This window comes from Nocardia sp. NPDC004278, from assembly GCF_053602975.1.
In genome coordinates, this window is the sequence record NZ_JBSGEQ010000026.1 from 89,408 (window position 1) to 109,041 (window position 19,634).

Consider the following 19,634-nt stretch of genomic DNA (forward strand, 5'->3'; position numbering starts at 1 on the left):
GACGATGGATCTGGAATACACGGTTGCGGACCACGTGGGCCTCATCCGGCTCAACCGGCCGGAGATGAGGAACGCGTTCACCTTCGCGATGCTCGACGACTGGCGGGCCGCGCTGCGCTCGGCGATCGACGACGACAATGTCCGGGCGCTGGTGCTCGCCGGTGCCGGTGGCTCGTTCTGCTCGGGTGTCGAGCTCGCCGAGCTGCAGACGATCGCGGACACGCCGCTGGCGCACAAGTACATGCTCACCCGTCGGGTGCACCCCATCGCCCGGCTCGTCGAGGAGCTCGACAAGCCGCTCATCGCCGCCGTCGGTGGTGTCGCTGTCGGGGCGGGGATGGATATGGCCCTGATGTGCGACATGCGTTTCGTATCTCCTCGCGCGCGCTTCAGCGAGGGCTACATCAAGGTCGGCTTGGTGCCCGGCGACGGCGGTGCCCACTACCTGCCCCGCATCGTCGGCGAGGCCAAGGCCCTCGAGCTGCTGATGACCGGTGACATGGTCGACGGCGAGGAGGCCCTGCGTATCGGGCTCGCGACCAAGCTCTTCCCCGAGGAGACCCTCCTGGACGAGACAGTGGCGTTTGCCCGGAGGCTCGCCGCCATGCCGCCGGCCCACATACAGCTGATCAAGTCCGCCGTACGTCGGGGCCGCGATACGAGCCTTGCCACGAGCCTGGACCTCATCTCCTCCCACATGGGGATCGCGATGGCGACGGCGGACCACTATGAGGCCATGGCCGCGTTCACTTCGCGCCGGAGCGGGAAGTACATCGGCGCGTGATGACAGTGACGACCACTGGCCCTGACCTCGATCGATTCCTCCGCCCGGCGTCCATCGCCATCGTCGGCGCCTCGGAGGCCGCGGGCGGCTATCCCGCCAAGGTGCTCGGCAACCTGCGCCGCTTCGGTTTCCGCGGCGAGATCTACCCGGTCAACCCGCGCCGGGAGACCGTCTTCGACCTTCCCTGCTACCCCTCGCTGTCCGATACCCCGACGGTGCCCGACTTGGCCCTCGTGCTGGTGCCTGCATCGGCCGCGGAGGCGGTGATCGCCGAGGCCGCGTCGCTGGGTGTCCGGGCCGCGGTGGTGTTCTCCTCCGGATTCGCCGAGATGGGTGCCGGCGGCCTCGCCGCCCAGCAGCGGATCGCGGACATCGCGTCCGAGGGTGGTCTGCTCCTCCTCGGACCCAACAGCCAGGGCTATTTCCACCAGCCCGGGGACGTGGTTGCCAGCTTCAGCACGGTGCTCGACGAAGGCCTCGCCGAAGGTGCTTCGATCGCGTACGTCGGACAGAGTGGTGCCCTCGGTGGTGCCGTCCTCGGCTTCGCCCGTGAGCGCGGCATCGGGATTGCCTCCTGGTTCAGCACCGGTAACGAGGCGGGACTGAGCGCGACCGATGCGGCGCGGCTGCTGCTGGACAATCCGTCGATCAGCACGGTGATCGTGCACCTCGAGGCCGTCCCGGACGGCCGCGCCTGGACCGCGCTGGCCGAGGCCGTGCGATTCTCTGGAAAGAGAGTGGTATGCCTCCGGTCTGGGCGATCGAGTGCGGGCCAGCGGGCCGCCGCGTCCCACACCGGTGCCATGGTGCGTGACGACGAGGCGTTCGTCCGCACCGCCGCGGCGGCCGGCATCGTTGTCGTCGACGACATCGACGCGGCCCTTGACCTCGTCGAGGCGCTGAGTGCCCCGGTCGTCGCCGGCCGCCGGGTCGGGATCATCACCACGTCGGGTGGTGCCGGCGGTCTGGCATCGGACCACCTGGCGAAATACGACATCGACGTGCCTGTGCTCTCCGAGGCGACCCGCGAGCGGCTCGCAGCGGTTGTGCCGGCGTACGGCGCCGTGGCGAACCCGGTCGACGTGACCGCTCAGCTATTCACCGGCGACCTCGCGCGCTTCGGCGCGGTGGCCGCGACCGTGGCCGCGGACGATGAGATCGATGCGGTGCTCATCGTCGTCACCAACCTGAGCGGGGAGACAGCCCGGGTCGTCGCTGAGGGGATCGTCCGCGAGATGGCAGGCACGACCAAGCCGTGCCAGATCGCGTGGCTGGCCCCGGCCGCGAGGGTAAGTGCGGCTCGGGAGGTGCTGGAAGCCGCCGGCATCCGCGTGTACCACTCGGTCCCCGACGCGGTCCGTCCCCTGCACCGCCGGCTCCACGTGCCGGCGGCGCGGACCGGGGGTCTCGTGCCCCTCGACGCACGTCCGCGGACTGCGGTCTGGCAGGAACTGGCCGACTTGTCCGTCGTAACCGAGCACCGCGGCAGGCACCTGCTGGAAGCAGCCGGCATTGCCGTACCGGCCTCTGTGCTGGTCACGGGCAAGGCCGATCTCGAGCTCGCACGGCAGATGACGCCGCCGTACGTCGTGAAGATCCAGTCGCCGGACGTCCTCCACAAGACCGACGTCGGCGGAGTCCGCCTGGGGGTGACGCGCGCCGGCCTCGCCGAGTCCGTGGACGAGGTCCGTGCGGCCGTGGCCGCGCAGGTCCCGGACGCGACCGTCGAGGGCGTTCTGGTGCAGGAGATGGCCGACGTCGGCGTCGACCTTATCGTGGCCGTCCGGGCCGGCGATGACGGCTACCGCCCGGTCGTGACCGTCGGCGCGGGCGGCGTTGCCACCGAACTGTTCGGTGATATCGCCTCCGCCCTGGCCCCGATCGAAGCCGCCGATGTGGTCGCGCTGCTCCGCAAGCTGCGCAGCTGGCCGCTCCTCGACGGGTTCCGAGGCGCCACTCCCGCCGACGTCGACGGCCTTGCCACGGCGATCTCGGAACTGACCTGGCTCGCCGCCCAGGACCCCGCGCTCCGGGAGATCGAGATCAACCCGTTGCGGGTGGGTCCCAACGGCGTGACCGCGCTCGATCTCGTCTGCCTGCGCAGCGCGCAGGCCAATGAACCAACCACCCACTGAAGGAGATCTGATGATCATCGACTCGCACGCGCACCTGGTGGCACCGCCGTCGTTCCAGGCTGCCTGGACGATGATGGAGGCAGCCGGCCCCTACAGCGGCCGCACCCCGATGCACTGCACGCCGGACGAGCTCATCGAGTGGGCCGACAAGCAGATCGCCCTGATGGACGAGGTGGGGACCGACGTACAGCTCACCTCGGCGCGCCCGTACACGCTCAAGCACTCGCACAAGCCCGGCAAGCTCGTCGAGTGGTGGGTGCAGAACAACAACGACGCCGTCCACATCCAGGCCCAGGCGCGCCCCGACCGCATCAAGGGGGTTGCCGCGCTCCCACAGCAGGCGGGTGAGCCGGTGTCGGTGGTGTTCGAGGAGCTGTCGCGGTGCATCGACGACCTCGGCTTCGTCGGGGTGCTCCTCAACCCGGACCCGGGCGAGGGTAACGGCCTCACGCCGACGATGGACTCCGAGTACTGGTACCCGCTCTACGAGAAGCTCGTGGAGTACGACGTACCGGCGCTCCTGCACTGCGCGGGCTGTTACGGCCGCGAGAACTTCAGCGAGCACTTCATCAGCGAGGAGTCGCTGGCGATCCTGTCGATGACCCGCGGCACGGTGTTCCAGGACTTCCCAACCCTCAAGATCGTGGTGCCCCACGGTGGCGGCTCGGTGCCGTACCAGTTGGGTAGGTGGGCGGCCCACACCGGCAAGCACAAGGGCTGGGGCGGCATCGATGAGTCCCTGCATGAGATGCGCCAGCTGCTGCGTCACTTCTACTACGACACCACGATCTATACGCCGGAGGCGCTCTCGCTGCTCATCGGCGTTGTCGGCGCCGATCGTGTGCTCTTCGGCACCGAGAGGCCGGGAAGTGGTTTCGCGTTCGAGGACCTCAAGCCGGTCATCGAGAAGCTCCCAGGGCTGGACGAGAAGCAGTTGCAGGGCATCTTCGAGGGCAACGCTCGATCCCTCTACGCCCGGGCGTTCTGAGTACCACCCAGCAGGTTAGGACCAGACCGAGGGGCAACGACATGACGGCAACGCTTGGTGGACCGCGGCGAACAACCAAGGCCGACAGCGCCTACTACGAGATCCGGAGAAAGGTTCTCGAGGGTGAGCTGGCACCGGGCTCGGTCGTCGAGCAGGAGGCACTCGCGAAGGAACTCGGCATCTCGACGACACCGCTGCGCGAGGCGCTGCGACGGCTGGAAGCGCTGGGACTGCTCCGGCAGGTCGCGCACCGCGAGATGCGCATCGCGCCCCTGTCGGTCAAGGAGATCACCGACCTCTATGCGTTGCGCATCAGGCTGGAGGCCTACGCGGCGCGGCTGGGTGCCAAGCACGCCAGTGCGGAGCAGCGGTGGGAAATTCGTGGGCTCCTGGAGGAGCCCGTCGCCGGTACGAAGGTCGGACAGCTCGAGCAGAACCGCGGGCTGCACCGGGCGATGTACGCTGCCGGCGGCAACCACGCGCTGGCAGTTACGCTCGACCAGCTGTGGGACCGGGCGGACCGCTACCGTGCAATTCTGCTGCGGGATAACGAGATCGCCGACACCATCCACGCCGAGCACTCCGAGATCGTCGACGCGTTCTGCGACGCACAGGAGGCACAGATCGCTCGGCTCACCAAGGCCCACCTCGAATCGGGCCGCGTACGGCTGCTGAGCGTGATTGCCAAGGCTGAGCAGGAGACCCTGGGATGACGCCGCAGATGCCGTTGCTGCAGCCGCTGGCAACAAGGGCCGCGGGGCTGGAGTTCGAGGTGATCCCGCCGCAGATCGTGCAGCAGGCGAAGTGGTCGCTGCTCGACACCATCGGCCGCATCATCGCAGGCTACGGCCACCCGGACAGTCGTCGTACCCTCGAAGCCGAGATAGAGCTCGGAAGTCGGCAACACCGGTCGGCGACGGTAGGGGTGACCGGCGACCGGCTCCCCTTTCCTGCTGCGGCGAAGACCAACTCCGCGTTCGCCAGCATTCCGGAGCTCGACGACAACACGGCCGGCCACGGGTCTCTGGTGACGGTACCGGTCGGGCTCGCCGTCGCCGAGGCACACCATCTCGACGGTCGCGCCCTGCCGACCAGCATGACTCTCGCATCAGCGATGCGAGACACGTCAACGCGGCAAGTCCCGTAGCAAACTGGAAAGGTCATCACAGTGTCGTACGACTACATCGTCGTTGGAGCCGGCGCCGCCGGCTGCGTCCTGGCCCATCGGCTGTCCGCCGATCCGGCGACCACCGTCCTGCTCGTGGAGGCGGGCGGCAGCGATCGCAACCCGGTGAACCTGGTGCCGAAGGGCTTCTACTTCACCATGTCGAATCAGCGGTACGCCAAGACGTTCGTCGCCGGCCCCTTCGGTGCCGTCGGCGCGACGGAACCGTGGTACCGCGGCCGCGTGATGGGCGGTTCGACTACCACCAACGGCATGATCTGGAACCGCGGATGGGCCCCGGACTACGACGCGCTCGTCGAAGCGGGCAACCCGGGCTGGGGCTGGGACGCGTTCCTCGGTGCGTTCCGTAGCCTGGAGGACCACCGGTTGGGTGCCAGCGATTACCGGGGTGCCGGTGGTGCGGTCTCGGTCGAGGTCGCCGGTCCGCCCGACCCACTCAGCGACGCGTACATCGCCGCGGCCCGGGCCGACGGGATCCGCAAGGTCGACGACTGGAACGCCAGCGACGACGACCGAGTCGCCTACGTCACGTCCAACGTCGAGAACGGCCTGCGCATGAGCGCGTCGCGCGCGTTCCTCAAGCCGGCGCGCGGGCGGAGAAACCTCACCGTGGTCTCGCGGGCGGAGGTCCAGCGCATCGTCCTGGACGGTCGCGTCGCCGTCGGGGTGGAGGTCAAGACCCGCAGGGGAGTGGAGCACTTCGACGCGCGACGCGAGGTGATCGTCTCCGCCGGCACGCTCGACACGCCCCTCCTGCTGGAGCGCTCCGGCATCGGTCGCCCGGAGGTGTTGCGGGCCGCCGGCTTCGACCTCGTGGTCGAGAGCCCGAATGTCGGTGAGCGACTCCGAGAGCACCGAGGTATGGACTTCCGGTTCCGGATCAAGGGACTCGAGGGTCAAAACAAGCTGGTGGCAGGTCAGGTCAGGCGCTACTGGACCGGGGCCAGGTTCCTGCTCGGCCGGGACGGGATCATGTCGTACGGCGGCTTCAACGTGATCACCGGCGTGACCGCGCACCCGGACTCCGACCGTCCCGACGTACAGGCACTGTTCACGCCGATCTCGATCGACGGTAGCCGGCTCGGGCCCAAACGCGCAGTGCTCGAGAAGGAGCCTGGAGCGATGCTCTCGCTGCTCCCGCTGCGGCCGACAAGTGTGGGCAGCATCCACAGCGCGGGCGCCGGTCAGCAGCCTCGGGTGGACCCGAACTTCCTCGACACCGAGCACGACCGGCAGGTGTTGGCCCACGCAGCCCGGCGGGTGCACCGCATCGTCGAGCACGATGAGTTCGCCCAGTACATCGCGTTCCAGACGAAGCCGGATGCCGACCTCGACCTCGACGACGATGAGGCGCTGGCCTACTACGCGCAGAACTACGGCAACAGCGGCTATCACACGATCGGCACCGCGGCGATGGGGCCGCGGGACGAGGACGTCGTCGACGCGGACCTGCGGGTGCGCGGCGTCGAGAACCTCCGAGTCGTGGACGCGTCGGTGTTTCCGCACATCACCTCGGGCAACGTGAACGCGCCGACCATGGCGCTCGCGTGGCTCGCGGCCGACCGCATCGCGAGGTGAGTTCGTTCGGTCGCCGGCGCCTGCTACGAACGCCCGAGATCAAGGAAGCCGCGGTCCCCTGCACGGTGCAGGGGACCGCGGCTTCGTCGTGTCAGAGGATCGAGACGGTCTTGTAGCGGAGGAACTCATCGAGGCCGGCGCGTGCGCCCTGCTTGCCGAAGCCGCTGATCCCGAGGCCGCCGTACGGGGTGTGCGGCACGATCGTCGTCGCACCGTTGACGTAGACGCCACCGGCCTTGAGTCGCTCGGCGACGCGGTGGACCCGGTCGACGTCGCGCGATTCGATGTACGCAGCCAGGCCGTAGTCCGTCCCGTTCGCGAGTGCGATCGCCTCGTCCTCCTCGCGGAAGCGGAAGACCAGCAGTACCGGGCCGAAGACCTCGGTCTGCGCGATGTCGTGCTGCGGATCGACGTCGACCAGGACGGTGGGCCGGACGAACGGCTTATCGGCGAGGTCGCCGCCGGGATTGGTGCCACCGAGGACGACCCGGCCGGCGCCGTCCTGGACGGCACGGTCGACGGACTCGAGGATGCGCTGCTGTGCGCCGGCGTGGATCACCGGGCCCATCCGGGTGGCCGGGTCGAGGGGGTCGCCGAGGGTGTAGCCGGCTGCGATCTCGCACACCCGCTTCACCACGTCGTCGTGGAGGTCTTCGTGCACGACGAGTCGGGTAGGAATGGCGCACGCCTGCCCGGACATCTTTCCGAACGCCGCGAACGCGGCCCGCTGGGCGATGCTGTCGATATCGTCGGCGTCCGGGAACACCAGGCACGCCGACTTGCCGCCGAGCTCCATCAGGGAGGGCTTGAACCGCTCGGCACACGCGACGAGGATCTTCTGCGCCGTTGTCGGGCCACCGACGAAGCTGATCTTCTCGACCAGCGGGTGACGCACCAGCGCGTCACCGGCGTCGGGCCCTCCGGACACGATGTTGAGCACGCCGTCCGGGATACCCGCCTGGCTGGCCAGCTCGCCGTACAACCGGGCCGAGTGGGGCGTCATCTCGGACGGCTTGACGACTACGGTGCAGCCGGCCGCGAGCGGCGCTGCCACTGACATGCCCAGCGACACCAGGGGGCCGTTCCAGGTCAGGATCACCCCGACCACGGCGTATGGCTCGGGGGAGGTGTAGGAGAAGCTGCCGCGGGTTCCGAAGCTCGACAGCATCTGGCCATCGATCTTGTCGCACCAGCCGGCGTAGTAGTCGTGCCATTCGGCGGTCAAGTCGACGCCACCAAGCCCCATTGCCAGGGGCATGCCGTTGTCGATGGCGCTGAGCCGGCCGAATTCCTCCCGGTGCTCCCGGATGAGGCTCGCCAGGCGGTGCAGGGCGGCACGTCGCGCCTCCGGCCGCCAGAATCGCCAGTCATCAGCGGCACCCGCTGCGGCCGCGACGGCAGCCTGGATCTCCGCAGGTCCGGCCATTGGCACGTCCGTCTGGAGGGTGCTGTCGTAGGGGCTGGCGTGACGGAACGTGCCGCCGGAGGCGGTGTAGAGACGCTCCGAGCCGATCCGCAGGTACGGCGTGGGCAACTCATTGGGGGCCGCAGCGATCACGGTGCACCTTTCTGAAACGTCGACACGAACTGGGTCGACCCTTGCGTGTGATCCAGTTCACATCGTATAGGGAGTTGGAACCTCCAACTCGCCGCCACAGATTACAATTTATAATTGACATCATATAGAGCACGGGTCAGAATTGTCCGCAGATGGCGGAATCGTCCGTCTCGTGCGACGTGGCGGCTGGGAAGGAGAGGCCGGATGGTCCTCTCGGACAACTCTTCGTGCGCTGCTTCCGGACTGCGGGCCAGCGGCGACCTGGTGGTCGTCAGCATGGTCGGGGGGCTCACTGCGGCGCTCGTCGCGAAGCACTTCGCGGAGCTGGGTGCATCGGTGTCCGCCGTGATTCCCCCGGCGTGCGACCCGGCCATCCGGGATGTCCCCGCACGCTCGTATTGGGACTCGCTTGTGCAGCCGCTCGAGGCCGCCGAGGTGGATGCTGCCCTTGCTGGGGCCGATGTCTGCATCGTGGGCCGTGGCTCGGGAGGATTCGACCTCGCCCGCATCAGCGAGTTGGCCGCTCGCCATCCCAGGCTCGTGGTCCTGGACATCGAAGCCGACGCTCTGTCGGTCGGCAACGAAGACCCTGTCGAGCTCCTCGCGCAGGTGCGGGCGGGCCTGACCTTCCAACAGTTCGCGGGTCGGCCCTATGTACACGGGCACCGGCCTGCCGCGTTCGGCACGGCCCTCACCGCGCTGATCGGCGGCTGGGCCGCGCTGATCGAACGCCAGCGCTCCGGGCGCGGTCAGGTCGTCTCGACGGGCCCCACCCAGGGCATCGCGGCGCTCTACGGCGCGTTGTGGCTCTCGGGCATCGGCACGGACAGCGACCTGCGGGTGTATCCACCGCTGGACGTGAAGCAGCTGATCTTCCGCACCCGCGACGATCGATTCATCCAGCTCGTCCTGGGCGTTCCCGGCGCGCGGGCGACCCTCTACCGGATCCTCGGGCTGCCCGTCGACGGAGTGGATTCCGACCGAGGAGTGCCGGCGGGCCGGTCGGACGATCCGTCCTGCTTCTTCGCGGATTACCACGTCATCGCGCCGCAGGTAGCCCGGATGACCTGTGACGAGCTGCTGGCGCTCTGCTGGGCTCATGGTCTCGGGGCCGAGGCGGTCCTGGCGCCGGGCGAGTGCTGGGACGATCCGCAGGTCGCGGTATTGGACGCGGTCGTCGAGCATGACACCGCTCGGTACGTCGGTCGGCCGGCGACCTTCGTCAACTGGGATACCGGAGCCGGGCCCGGTCATCGACGGCCCGTGCCCGAGGGTTCCGGCCCGCTCGCCGGGATCCGGGTAGCGGACTTCGGCTTGTTCGTCGCCGGCCCCCTGGCCGCCCGCATCCTCGGTGATCTGGGTGCCGACGTCGTGCACGTCGAATCGCCACAGCCGGCGACCAGCGTCACCTCACCGCGCCAGCTCCTCGTCGTCAACCGTGGCAAGCGCAGCATGGTGCTCGATCTCAAGACTGTCGACGGCGCGTCGGCCGCCCGGCGGCTGGTCGCGACGAGCGATGTCGTCATCCACAACTACCGGGTGGGGGTGGCCGAGCGCCTCGGACTCGGTATGCCCGAGGTCTTCGCCGCCAGGCCCGGGGCGGTCGCGGTGCAGATCTCGGGCTTCGGGGCGGCTGGGCCCAAGGCCACGCATACCGGTTTCGACATGGTGGTCCAGGCCCTCACCGGTATCGAGCGACGTGCAGGCGGTCCCGTCGGTGAACCGGTGTGGGTCCGCTCGGTGACAGTGGACTATGCCGCCGGGTTGGTCGGTGCCATCGCCGCGCTGGTCGGACTCCACGACCAGGCCGTCACCGGTGGTGCGATCGAGGCTCGGATGGACCTCCTGCGGTCGGCGCTCTTCCTGACCTCCGACGTACGCCGAGATGCTGATGGCTCGATCCACACCCTGCCGGAACTGCTTGCTGACCTCAGCGGCTTCCATCCCGCGGACTGCATCTATCGCACGCTCGATGGCTGGATGGCGGTCTCGGCGCCCGAGGAACCGATGGCGCAGCGATTCGCCAGCGCAGTAGGCGTCCTCGCCGGGCGGCGCGACACCTGGGGACCCGACGTCCATCAGCGACTGGCCGGACAGATCGCGCTGATGACGACCGACGAGCTGACGTCGGTGCTCGAGTCGAGCAACGTGCGCCACCTGCCCTGCCACCCGGATTCCTGGGACGAACTGGTAACTCGCCTGCGCCTGTGCGGTAGTGACCTCGTCGTCGAGGTGGATGACGAGCACGAGGGAGTCCTGACCGGCTGGTTCGGGGCCTTGGCCCGGTTCAGTCGCTCCGACTCGCTGCGTGCCCCGCATCGCTCGGCGCCCCGCCAGGGCCAGCACACCGCTGAACTCCTCCGCGAGCTGGGCGATGGTCGCCCCGGCTCCCGAATCGCGGACCTCTGCGGCGCGGCGGCGCCGGGTCCGTCACCCCTGACCCATGCGCGAAAGGTAGGCGAATGAGATGAAGACCCGCAAGATTCCCGGAACAAATGTCGCGGTGTCGGAGTTCGGCTTCGGGACCGGCGACAACGCCGGCGGGCTGGTGTATGCCGATACCCGCCAGCAGTACTCCCTGGTAGAGGCCGCGCTCATGTCCGGTATCAACTACTTCGATTGCTCGCCCGACTACGGGAAGGGTCTCGGCGAGGCGAACCTCGGTCGGATCCTGCGGGATATCGGCGTGCGTGACCAGGTCATCGTTGCGACCAAGGTCGAGATTATGCCCGAGGAGCTGCACCGGATCCCGCAGAAGGTCGAACAGAGCATCCACGACAGCCTGTTGCGGCTGCGGATGGACCACGTGGACATGCTGTTGCTCCACAACCCGAGCCGTCTCGATCCGAATCCGAACCTCCGGGCCTGGACGCCGCTGACCCCAGACCAGGTCCTCAACGAAGTCGCTCCGGCCCTGGAGAAGGTGAAGTCCAGCGGCCGCACCCGCCTGCTGGGCGTGTGCGAGGAGCGCAGCGAGCCCGCAGCGGTAATCCCGATCCTCGACAGCGGCCTGTTCAACATGCTGTACGCCTGGTTCAACCTCGCCAACCCGTCCGCCGCGCGGCCTGTCTCCGGACTGCCGTGGAACGAGCGGTACGACGGCTACTTCGAGGCCGCCCAACGCAACAACGTCGGTGTCGGTGTCATCCGTCCGCTCGCCGGCGGCGCACTGACCAAGGCGATCCACGAGGACGGCCCATCCGGTCGGCACCCGGTCTCCGGGGGCTGGTACCGCGACCACCCCGAGGAGCTGGAGCCGGAGCGGCAGCGCGCGCGTCACTTCGCCTTCCTCGAGCGAGAGGGCCAGACGATGGTAAACGCGGCCTACCGCTACATCCTGTCCCAGCCCGAGGTCACGAGCATCATCGGCGGGTTCTCCGACCCCGCGCACATCACCGATGCCGCGGCGTCCTCCGACGCGCCGCCGCTCAGCGGAACCGACCTCGAGGCAATCGCTCGCATCCACGATCACGGCCTGGCGACGGCCTGACATCGCAAAGCACCTAAGGAGACCGCTGTGAGCAAGATCGTGCTGGGCGTGGGGACATCCCACAGCCCGCTATTGGCCATGCAACCACCACTGTGGATCGATCGCGGCAAGGACGACCTGCGTCGTACCGACCTTCACCTGGTCGACGGCCGCGTCCTCACCTACGCCGAGCTCGACGAGGAGGTGGCCGACAGGTACGTCGACGAGGCCACGCTCTCCTCGTTCGAGACCGCGGCGGCGCGGGCACAGGAATGCCTCGACCGCCTAGCCATGGCGATCGAGGAGACCGAGCCCGACGTCCTCATCGTCATCGGTGACGACCAGGCGGAGCTGTTCAGCCTCACCCACAACCCGGCCTTCGCCGTCTACACCGGCGACGAGATCGTGATGCACCCCAAGAACGAGCTGCATCAGAACCTGCCGGAGTGGCACCGGACCGCCAACAAGGGCTACAGCATGGACACCGCGAACCGGCACCTCGCCGCTCCCGATGTCGCGCTCGACCTGGTAGCGGGACTCATCGAGAAGGGGGTCGACGTGGCCGTTGCCACCCAGGTCCTCGACCCGGTCGGCGCCGGCTTCGGGCATGCGTTCGGGTTCGTGGCCGAGCGCCTGATCAAGGGAAAGCCGATCGCGATCCTGCCGATCATGCTCAACACCTACTTCCCGCCCAATGTGCCAACGCCACGTCGCTGCTTCGAGATCGGCACCTTCATCGCCGACGTCGTCGAAGGCCTCCCGGGTGATCGCCGCGTCGGCGTGGTGGCGTCGGGCGGACTCAGTCACTTCGTGACCGATGAGAAGCTCGACCGGACGGTGCTCGACGCGCTGGAGGCGGGTGACCGGGCGGCGTTGGAAACGATCTCGCCAGTGGCGTTGCGCTCCGGTAACTCCGAGATCCTCAACTGGATCATGACGGGTGGCGCTGTGGGCGACCTGAAGGTCACCCACAGCGACTACATCCCCGTTCGTCGTACGCCCGCCGGTACCGGCATCGGCCTCGCGTTCACGGTGTGGCGATGAGCGCGCCTGGCGGGACCCCGCAGCGGGTCAGCATCCACGTGGACGGTCTCGAGCACGGCACTCTGCCCATTCCGGCGGCGAGCCGGATCGGCTCACTCATCGCCACCGGTGGCGTGCGCGGTGTCGACCCGGCGACCGGCCAGATGCCCGATGACGCCGCCGCGCAGGTGCGGCTGATGTTCGACAACCTGGTGCGCATCGTGGAGGCGGCCGGCGGCGGTGCGGGCTCGATCCTGAAGGTCGATGTCCGTGTCGTGGAACGTTCGGTCCGTGAGCACCTCGACGCCGTCTGGGTCGAGCACTTTCCCGACCCCGCCTCGCGGCCGGCGCGCCACATGCAGGTCGCCACGCTTGCGCCCGGCATGCAGGTGCAGTGCGAGGCCCTGGCGGTCACAGTTTCCGAGGAGGTAAATCTTTGAGCGAGAACATCATGGCCCGACTGGGCGCCGTCGATACGGGCGCGCTGTCCGACGCCCTGGACCGGCTCGGTCGCACCGGTGCGGTGCTGGGCCTGGCCCGGCTGTCGGGTGAGGGCAAAGTCGTCGGCCGCGCCGTCACGGTGCAGTTGGGTGACTTCGGCGGCGAGGTGCCCGACCGGCACCTGTGCACGGCTGCGGTCGAAGCGAGCGACACGGACAGCGTGATCGTCGTCGCCAACCGCGGCCGGACGGAGGCGGCCAGCTGGGGAGGCATCCTCTCGGTCGCCGCTCACGGTCGCGGCGTCGCCGGCATCGTGATCGACGGTGCGACCCGCGATCTGGATGAGGTTCGTGACCTCGGCCTCCGGTTGCATGCACGGACGTCGGTCCAGGTCTCCGCCCGGGGCCGGTTCGTCGAGGTCGACTGGAACGTCCCAGTGGAGATCGCCGGTGTCGACGTCCGACCCGGCGACTACGTGGTTGCTGACAGCAGCGGCGTGGTGGTCGTGGAGGCAGCGCACGTCGCGGAGGTCTTGAAGACCGCGGAGCAGATCGCGATCCGTGAACGGGTCATGGAAGAGGCGGTCCGTGCGGGCGAGCCGATCACTGCAGTCATGGGCAAGCGCTACGAGTCGATGACAGAACAGGTGGGGTGATCACGGTGATGGATGACGAGGACGTGGTACGTCGGCTCGAGAGTCTGAGCTGCACGGATCTCAGCGACGCGATGGACCGGCTGGGCATCGCGGGCCAGTGCGCGCAGATCATGCCGATCTCGCGCGACTACCGGCTGGTCGGACAGGCGTGGACGCTGCGCTACGGCCCAGTCGGGCAGGACACCGGCAGCGTCGGTGACTACATCGACGATCTCGGCCCAGGTCAGGTCGTCGTGCTGGACAACCAGGGGCGGACCGACGCGACAGTATGGGGCGATCTGCTGACCTCAACGGCCCACCTCCGAGGTGTCGCCGGCACGGTCATCGACGGCGTGTGCCGCGATGTCGACCGGGCCCTCGAGTTGGAGTATCCGATCTTCTCGAGAGGCAACTGGATGCGGACTGGCAAGGACCGCGTCCGGGTCGAGCAGATGGGCGCGCCGGTGTCGCTGGGCGGCATCCGGGTGGAGGCGGGAGACTGGCTGCGGGGTGACGGTGACGGCCTGGTAGCCATCCCACGCCGCCGCATCGAGGAGGTCCTCGACGTCGCTGAGGAGGTCGCCGAGGCGGAGGAGCACATCCGTCAGGCACTCCAAGCCGGCAAGAGCCTCCGCGACGCTCGTGCCGAGTACGGCTACCACACGTTGCAGACTCGTCGGGTCGAGCACGAGGCCGGTGCGCGATGACGGCGACCGACCTTGGCGGCGGTCGCACCTACGCCCTGCAGTACGTCCACGAGATCGACGGCCGGATCAGCTGGTTCGCCGAGGACGTGCGCGGGTTTGCCCCCAGCAACAACTATCTGGTGCGGACTGACGCGGGTTCGCTCCTGATCGACACCGGACTGGCGGCCGACCGACAGGACGTGCTCGCGGACATCGCCGCGCTGGTGTCAGCGGACGAGGAACTCTCCGTCCTGCTGCTGCGGATGAGCGAGTTCGACTCCACCCAGAACCTGGTCGAGATCGAGGACCTGCACACCATCAGCCGCATCTACTCGACGTTCGAAGACGCACCCATGTGGGGCGCCTACTCGACCGAGGACGAGGTGCTCAACGCCCACCACCGGGCGCGACTGCACCGCATCGGCGTGAACATGATCCGAGGCGTCGAATACATCGAGCTCGGCGGGCGCCGGTTGAAGCTGATCCGACCGCTGCTTCGACTGCTGCCGACGTACTGGGTGTACGACGAGGACGCGCGGATGCTCTACACCTCCGACTCGTTCGGGCACGTCGTCTCCGGCGGTACCGACGGCGCGCTCGAGGTCGATCCGGATGCCGACCCCACTACGGTGGAGGACGTACTCCGGCATCTGGTCGGCACGAGGTACTGGTGGCTGCCTACCGCCGCGACCAGCCTTATCCGTGACGACGTACGACGGATCTTCGCCGAGCACGACGTTCACACGATCGCGCCCGCCCGTGGCGGGTTGATCCGTGGCAAGGAGGCAGTCGACCGTCATGTCGTGCTGCTCGATGAAGCGCTGGCCGGACTGGGCCATGCCGATGCCGAGGTCTTGGCGGCCGCGAACCGGAGGTCATGGTGAGTTCCTACGTTCTTCCGCGCGAGGTCGCGCCCGGCATCTTCTGGCTGGGCGAGTGCCACCTCCAGCGCTACAACGACCGGTTGCTGCACAGCTACAACTCGGCGTTCCTGGTCACCGGTGACGACGCTTCGCTGATCGTCGATACCGGTCACCTCGTGCATTTGCCGATCATCGAGGCGCAGCTGGACCTGCTGCTGACGGATGCGCCGCCGCTGCGCTGGTCGTGGACGACGCACCAGGAGACACCGCACTCAGGCGGCGTCGGTCGTTTGATGACGAAGTTCCCGGAGCTGACATTGATCGGCGATGTCCGCGATCACCACCTCTTCTTTCCCGGCTACGAGGACCGGTTCGAGCGCCGCAAGGTCGGCGACTCGGTCGACCTCGGCGGTACGGAGTTCCAGATCGTCGATGCGACGATCAAGGACCTCAACGGAACCCAGTGGGGCTTCGATACCGCGCGCAAGGTGCTCTTCGCGGGCGACGGCTTCTGCTATGGCCACTACCACACCGATGACGCCTGCGGGCACCTCGTGGAGGAGGTTCCTGGCGTCGAGATCGCCGAGCACACCAAGCTGTTCAGCGAGTTCTCGCTGCATTGGATGACGCTGGTGCCGATGGCGCCGTACGTCGAGGCGTTGCAGCGGCAGGTCGCCGCGCTGGACGTCTCGCTGGTGTGCTCGACCCATGGGCTGCCGTTCAGTGACCTTGACCGCACAGCGAACGAGGTTTATCGCGGCATGCTGGCCAGCGGCTTGGAAGGCCTCGACCTCAAGGCCTGACCCGCGGGCGACCGGCGCTGCACTTGGGAATGGAAGCGAATCCTCGCATTCGGCCAAACCCGCCCGTTCGAGGATCTGCGCGGCCGATCCGGCGTCAGTTGTACTGACGCAAGTCGACGCGCTCTCGCCTCGGTTTCTAGTGGGATCCGGGAGTGGCTCATTTCGGTACGCTGCTGGAATGCGCTGCGACCCAAGAAGCTATCTGCGCGCGCGAGGTGAATCCCAACTTGGCCAGGATGTGTTCGACATGCCCCTCAGCGGTGCGTTGTGAGATTACAAGACGCCTGGCAATCGCTTTGTTGGTCAGACCCTCCGCAACGAGATCGGCGACCTGGCGTTCACGCCTCGTCAGAACCTCCGACGAACGATCAGCGGCTTGGTCGGCTGCTGATCGTTCTCGGAGCGCGAACCGCACCGCGGCGTCGAGGTTCATCGCAGAACCTTCCGCATGGGCTTTGTCGAAGACCCGCACGCCGAGCGCTCGGCGGCTACTCCGAGTGCATTCGTCACGGTAGACCAGTAGATCGTGGAGGATGAGTACGGAGGAGCCGGCGATGAGTCCCAGCGTGCGCGCCGCGCCCATCAGGACAGCAGCACGTTGAGCTTCGTGCCTGTCGACAGCGATCCAGGCCAGCGTCTCCAGGCAGCCTGCGGCGATGAGCGGGTCGGCCATTAGTTCGGACAATCGAATACCGTCTTCCAACAGGTGCGTAGCGCGTTCGGGGTCGCCGCTGCGCCATACAGCGAAGCCCGCCGCCCACGCCGCCCACGAACGATAGATTGTTTCCCCGGCGTCTTCGGTGATACTGAGCGTCTTCTCGTGACAGGCGACGGCTCGGGAAACATCACCCTGCAGGGCGTAGGCCCAGCCGAGGGAGATTCGGGCATCCAACTGAATTCCGACGTCACCGTACGCCTCGTAGCTGCGGACGACATCGGCCAGGCGGGCCACGGTCCGAGACTCGTCGGCATCGCCGGCGGCGAGAGCGACATTTGCCTCTTGGTGGGCGACCATGGCCGTGACCAACGGATCCGCTGTCTGCTCGGCGAGGGTGCGAAGCTCCGCGGCCTGGCTGGCCGCAGTCTCTAGGTCGTCTTGCATGGCCGCCATCACACCGGCTATGTGGAGCGCCTTGGCTCGGTCCGCGGTCCGGCCGCCGGGTGAATGTTCGAGCACGAGTTTGCACCAGCGGCGCCCCTCATGGATCCGACCCCGCAGTGACCACCACAACGGGGAAAGGGCGGCGATAATCGAGAGTCCGCCGTCGTCGGACTCGGACAGGCTGAACTCCAGTGCCTTTCGAAGATTCGGCAGCTCTCGCTCCAGCCGGGCAACCCACTTCAGTTGGTGCGGACCGATCAGCTCCGCGTCCGCCTCGCGCACCAGTCGTTCACACCAGTCCCGGTGGCGCCGGAGCAGGCTCGGGTACTGGCCGGAGTCCTCGGCTTTCTCTCGGCCGAATTCCAGAACTGTTTCCAGCATCCGGAAACGAACAGTCTCGTCGGCTTCCTGCCGGATGAGGATTGATTTATCCACCAGGGCGGACAAGGTATCGAGCAACCGGGACTCGGTTATGTCACCGGCACACAGTTGCTCGGCCGCGTCGAGTTCGAAACCGCCAGCGAACACCGACAAGTCAGCCCACAGCCGCTTTTCGTCGAGCGTGCACAGGTCATAGCTCCAGTCCATGCAATACCGCAGGGTCTGCTGCCGCTTCGGTGCGTCCCGCCCGGCCCGGGTCAGTAGGCTGTATTGGTCTCTCAGCCGGGTTAGGATCTGCTCGACTGACATCGTGCGCAGCCGCGCCGCAGCCAGTTCGATTGCCAATGGCAAACCGTCCAGCCTGGTGCAGATCTGGGCGATGCTGCGTTCGTTCCCCTCGGTCGCCTCGAACCCGGGCACCGCCGCAGTGGCGCGCTCGATGAACAGTGTCACCGCGTGGTGTTGTGCCAGCGTTCGCTGGCTGGTCGAATCGGGAATCCCAAGCGGCTGTAGTGGATACACGGTTTCTCCGCCGATTCCTACGGCCTCGCGACTCGTGGCCAGAATTCGTAGGTTCGGACACGCCCGAAGCAGCGATTCGGACAGCATGGCAACTGCGTCGATCAGGTGCTCACAGTTGTCCAGCAACAGCAGTAGATCGAGTGGGGCCAGGCCCTCCACCAGCGTGTCGAGCACGGATCTGCTGCCCTGGCTTCGCATTCCGAAGGCGGCAGCCACAACGTCGGGCAGCAACGCATCATCGCTCAGCTCCCCCAGTTCGATCAGCCATGCACCGTTCGCGAACTTTCGCCGGACCTTGTGAGCGATTCGCAGTGCGAGCCGAGACTTTCCGACCCCGCCGATCCCAGTCACGGTCACCAAATGTGACCCCTGCAACAGGTTTCCGACCTCGGACAACTCGGTCCGCCGATCGACGAAGCTGGTCAGCTCGAGAGGCAAGTTGCCTCTTCCCTCGTGCAATCCGTCGCTGGGGATACGCGGAACTCTGTGTGGCACTTCAGGTACCGACGTCGCGGTAGATTCGGGTTCGGACCCCGATTGAGCGCGCAGCGCCATTGCGTCGACCGGGAAACCGTGATCGAGTTGTATTCGTCGCAGTTTCTCACCGAGCACCACTGCGCTGGGGCGGTCTTGCGGGTCGCGAGACATCGCCGCTTCGATAACCACACACACATCCCCCGGGATACCGCTTCCGCGTAAGTCCGGAATCGGATGGGTGGTGATTCGAACGAACTGGGCCACCACCTGCTCGCCACTACGGCGTTCGAAGGCCGCGTGGCCGGTGAGCGCGCAGAACAACGTGGCTCCCAGCCCGTAGACGTCCGAGGCACGGCTGGGTGCCTGTCCTCCGAGCACCTCGGGCGCGGTGAACGCCGGCGAGCCAGTAATCGATTCCGACGTCGTCTCGAACCCACCGGTAATGTGGGCGATCCCGAAGTCGGTCAACGTTGGCTCGTCATAGTCGGTGAACAGGATGTTCGCCGGTTTGACGTCGCGGTGTAGAACTCCCGCTCGATGTGCGGATTCCAACGCACCCGCTATCTTGACCCCGACATGAAGCATGTCCGCGAGGGACAGCCGACCGCCGTGCCGGATACGTGCGTCCAGCGAGCCTCGAGCGTAATACGGCATCACCAAGTAAGGGCGACCGGTTGCGGTCTCCCCGACCTCGAGCATGTCGGCGATGTTCGGGTGCCCGGTGAGCCGCCCCATCGCACGCTGCTCGCGAAAGAATCGGTCCCGGTTCTCCTCCAGTTCACCGGTGAGGACTTTCACCGCCACGGTGCGTTCCGCGGCAATTTGAGTACACCGATAGACAGCCCCGAAACCACCCCGCCCGACCTCGTCGGCGTCGTCGAACCCGGCTGCGCGTAACTCCGTGACGACGTCGATACCGGCATCACGCTGCGTTTCGAATGGATCGCTCTCAACCATCGGTTACTCGCAATTCGCCCGCGGCGGACACCAGTCAGAGTATCCCT

Annotated in this window: 16 protein-coding genes; 14 read left to right on the top strand and 2 right to left on the bottom strand. The window is 67.4% G+C overall.

Features of this window, described 5'->3' with window-relative positions:
- Positions 1-4: 4 nt before the first annotated feature.
- Genes ACWEO2_RS31735 through ACWEO2_RS31760 form a run of 6 tightly spaced genes read left to right on the top strand, consistent with a single transcriptional unit; the run spans position 5 to position 6,671 of the window.
- On the top strand, positions 5-784 hold the full coding sequence (locus ACWEO2_RS31735; protein ID WP_452408705.1) for an enoyl-CoA hydratase/isomerase family protein: 780 nt from the start codon (positions 5-7) through the stop codon (positions 782-784).
- Entirely contained in the window at positions 784-2,919 is a 2,136-nt protein-coding gene (locus ACWEO2_RS31740) for an acetate--CoA ligase family protein (protein WP_452408706.1), read from the top strand. Before ACWEO2_RS31735 ends, ACWEO2_RS31740 begins: the two co-directional genes overlap by 1 nt.
- 10 nt (positions 2,920-2,929) lie before the next feature.
- Positions 2,930-3,907 (top strand): amidohydrolase family protein, encoded by a 978-nt coding sequence (locus tag ACWEO2_RS31745; RefSeq protein WP_452408707.1) that lies wholly within the window; start codon positions 2,930-2,932, stop codon positions 3,905-3,907.
- A 41-nt stretch (positions 3,908-3,948) separates the two neighbouring features.
- Positions 3,949-4,620, top strand: coding sequence for a GntR family transcriptional regulator (locus tag ACWEO2_RS31750; RefSeq protein ID WP_452408708.1), 672 nt, complete (start codon positions 3,949-3,951; stop codon positions 4,618-4,620).
- Positions 4,617-5,054 carry an MmgE/PrpD family protein gene (locus ACWEO2_RS31755; RefSeq protein WP_452408709.1) on the top strand — a complete coding sequence of 146 codons (438 nt, stop codon included), beginning with the start codon at positions 4,617-4,619 and terminating at the stop codon, positions 5,052-5,054. Before ACWEO2_RS31750 ends, ACWEO2_RS31755 begins: the two co-directional genes overlap by 4 nt.
- 21 nt (positions 5,055-5,075) lie before the next feature.
- Entirely contained in the window at positions 5,076-6,671 is a 1,596-nt protein-coding gene (locus tag ACWEO2_RS31760) for a GMC family oxidoreductase (protein ID WP_452408710.1), read from the top strand.
- A gap of 91 nt (positions 6,672-6,762) precedes the next feature.
- Here ACWEO2_RS31760 and ACWEO2_RS31765 read toward each other — a convergent pair whose 3' ends face one another.
- The gene (locus ACWEO2_RS31765; RefSeq protein ID WP_452408711.1) at positions 6,763-8,229 is read right to left on the bottom strand and encodes an aldehyde dehydrogenase family protein; all 1,467 of its coding nucleotides are present in this window, start codon (positions 8,227-8,229) and stop codon (positions 6,763-6,765) included.
- 204 nt (positions 8,230-8,433) lie between these two features.
- Between ACWEO2_RS31765 and ACWEO2_RS31770 the strand changes: the two genes are divergently transcribed.
- The 8 genes from ACWEO2_RS31770 to ACWEO2_RS31805 are packed head-to-tail and all read left to right on the top strand — an operon-like array spanning position 8,434 to position 16,148.
- Complete coding sequence (locus tag ACWEO2_RS31770) at positions 8,434-10,695, top strand: CoA transferase (RefSeq protein WP_452408712.1); 2,262 nt, start codon at positions 8,434-8,436, stop codon at positions 10,693-10,695.
- 1 nt (position 10,696) lies between these two features.
- Positions 10,697-11,719, top strand: coding sequence for an aldo/keto reductase (locus ACWEO2_RS31775; protein WP_452408713.1), 1,023 nt, complete (start codon positions 10,697-10,699; stop codon positions 11,717-11,719).
- 27 nt (positions 11,720-11,746) lie between these two features.
- Positions 11,747-12,742 (top strand): DODA-type extradiol aromatic ring-opening family dioxygenase, encoded by a 996-nt coding sequence (locus ACWEO2_RS31780; protein ID WP_452408714.1) that lies wholly within the window; start codon positions 11,747-11,749, stop codon positions 12,740-12,742.
- The gene (locus ACWEO2_RS31785) at positions 12,739-13,161 is read left to right on the top strand and encodes a RidA family protein (RefSeq protein WP_354961680.1); all 423 of its coding nucleotides are present in this window, start codon (positions 12,739-12,741) and stop codon (positions 13,159-13,161) included. Before ACWEO2_RS31780 ends, ACWEO2_RS31785 begins: the two co-directional genes overlap by 4 nt.
- Positions 13,158-13,817 (top strand): RraA family protein, encoded by a 660-nt coding sequence (locus ACWEO2_RS31790; RefSeq protein WP_354961681.1) that lies wholly within the window; start codon positions 13,158-13,160, stop codon positions 13,815-13,817. The genes ACWEO2_RS31785 and ACWEO2_RS31790 overlap by 4 nt, the downstream gene beginning before the upstream one ends.
- Positions 13,818-13,825: 8 nt before the next feature.
- Positions 13,826-14,503, top strand: a complete 678-nt coding sequence (locus ACWEO2_RS31795; protein ID WP_354961686.1) for an RraA family protein — start codon at positions 13,826-13,828, stop codon at positions 14,501-14,503.
- Positions 14,500-15,366: an MBL fold metallo-hydrolase gene (locus tag ACWEO2_RS31800; protein ID WP_354961682.1), complete on the top strand. Its 867-nt coding sequence runs from the start codon at positions 14,500-14,502 to the stop codon at positions 15,364-15,366. Before ACWEO2_RS31795 ends, ACWEO2_RS31800 begins: the two co-directional genes overlap by 4 nt.
- Positions 15,363-16,148 carry an MBL fold metallo-hydrolase gene (locus ACWEO2_RS31805; RefSeq protein ID WP_354961683.1) on the top strand — a complete coding sequence of 262 codons (786 nt, stop codon included), beginning with the start codon at positions 15,363-15,365 and terminating at the stop codon, positions 16,146-16,148. Before ACWEO2_RS31800 ends, ACWEO2_RS31805 begins: the two co-directional genes overlap by 4 nt.
- A 157-nt stretch (positions 16,149-16,305) precedes the next feature.
- On the opposite strand, the gene ACWEO2_RS31810 is transcribed toward ACWEO2_RS31805, so the two are convergent.
- Positions 16,306-19,587 (bottom strand): protein kinase domain-containing protein, encoded by a 3,282-nt coding sequence (locus ACWEO2_RS31810; protein ID WP_452408715.1) that lies wholly within the window; start codon positions 19,585-19,587, stop codon positions 16,306-16,308.
- Between the last annotated feature and the right edge of the window lie 47 nt (positions 19,588-19,634).

Coding starts and splice junctions, on each gene's coding strand:
- ACWEO2_RS31735 (WP_452408705.1), top strand. CDS start 5: ATGGATCTGGAATACACGGTTGCGGACCACGTGGGCCTCATCCGGCTC.
- ACWEO2_RS31740 (WP_452408706.1), top strand. CDS start 784: ATGACAGTGACGACCACTGGCCCTGACCTCGATCGATTCCTCCGCCCG.
- ACWEO2_RS31745 (WP_452408707.1), top strand. CDS start 2,930: ATGATCATCGACTCGCACGCGCACCTGGTGGCACCGCCGTCGTTCCAG.
- ACWEO2_RS31750 (WP_452408708.1), top strand. CDS start 3,949: ATGACGGCAACGCTTGGTGGACCGCGGCGAACAACCAAGGCCGACAGC.
- ACWEO2_RS31755 (WP_452408709.1), top strand. CDS start 4,617: ATGACGCCGCAGATGCCGTTGCTGCAGCCGCTGGCAACAAGGGCCGCG.
- ACWEO2_RS31770 (WP_452408712.1), top strand. CDS start 8,434: ATGGTCCTCTCGGACAACTCTTCGTGCGCTGCTTCCGGACTGCGGGCC.
- ACWEO2_RS31775 (WP_452408713.1), top strand. CDS start 10,697: ATGAAGACCCGCAAGATTCCCGGAACAAATGTCGCGGTGTCGGAGTTC.
- ACWEO2_RS31785 (WP_354961680.1), top strand. CDS start 12,739: ATGAGCGCGCCTGGCGGGACCCCGCAGCGGGTCAGCATCCACGTGGAC.
- ACWEO2_RS31795 (WP_354961686.1), top strand. CDS start 13,826: ATGGATGACGAGGACGTGGTACGTCGGCTCGAGAGTCTGAGCTGCACG.
- ACWEO2_RS31800 (WP_354961682.1), top strand. CDS start 14,500: ATGACGGCGACCGACCTTGGCGGCGGTCGCACCTACGCCCTGCAGTAC.
- ACWEO2_RS31810 (WP_452408715.1), bottom strand. CDS start 19,587: ATGGTTGAGAGCGATCCATTCGAAACGCAGCGTGATGCCGGTATCGAC.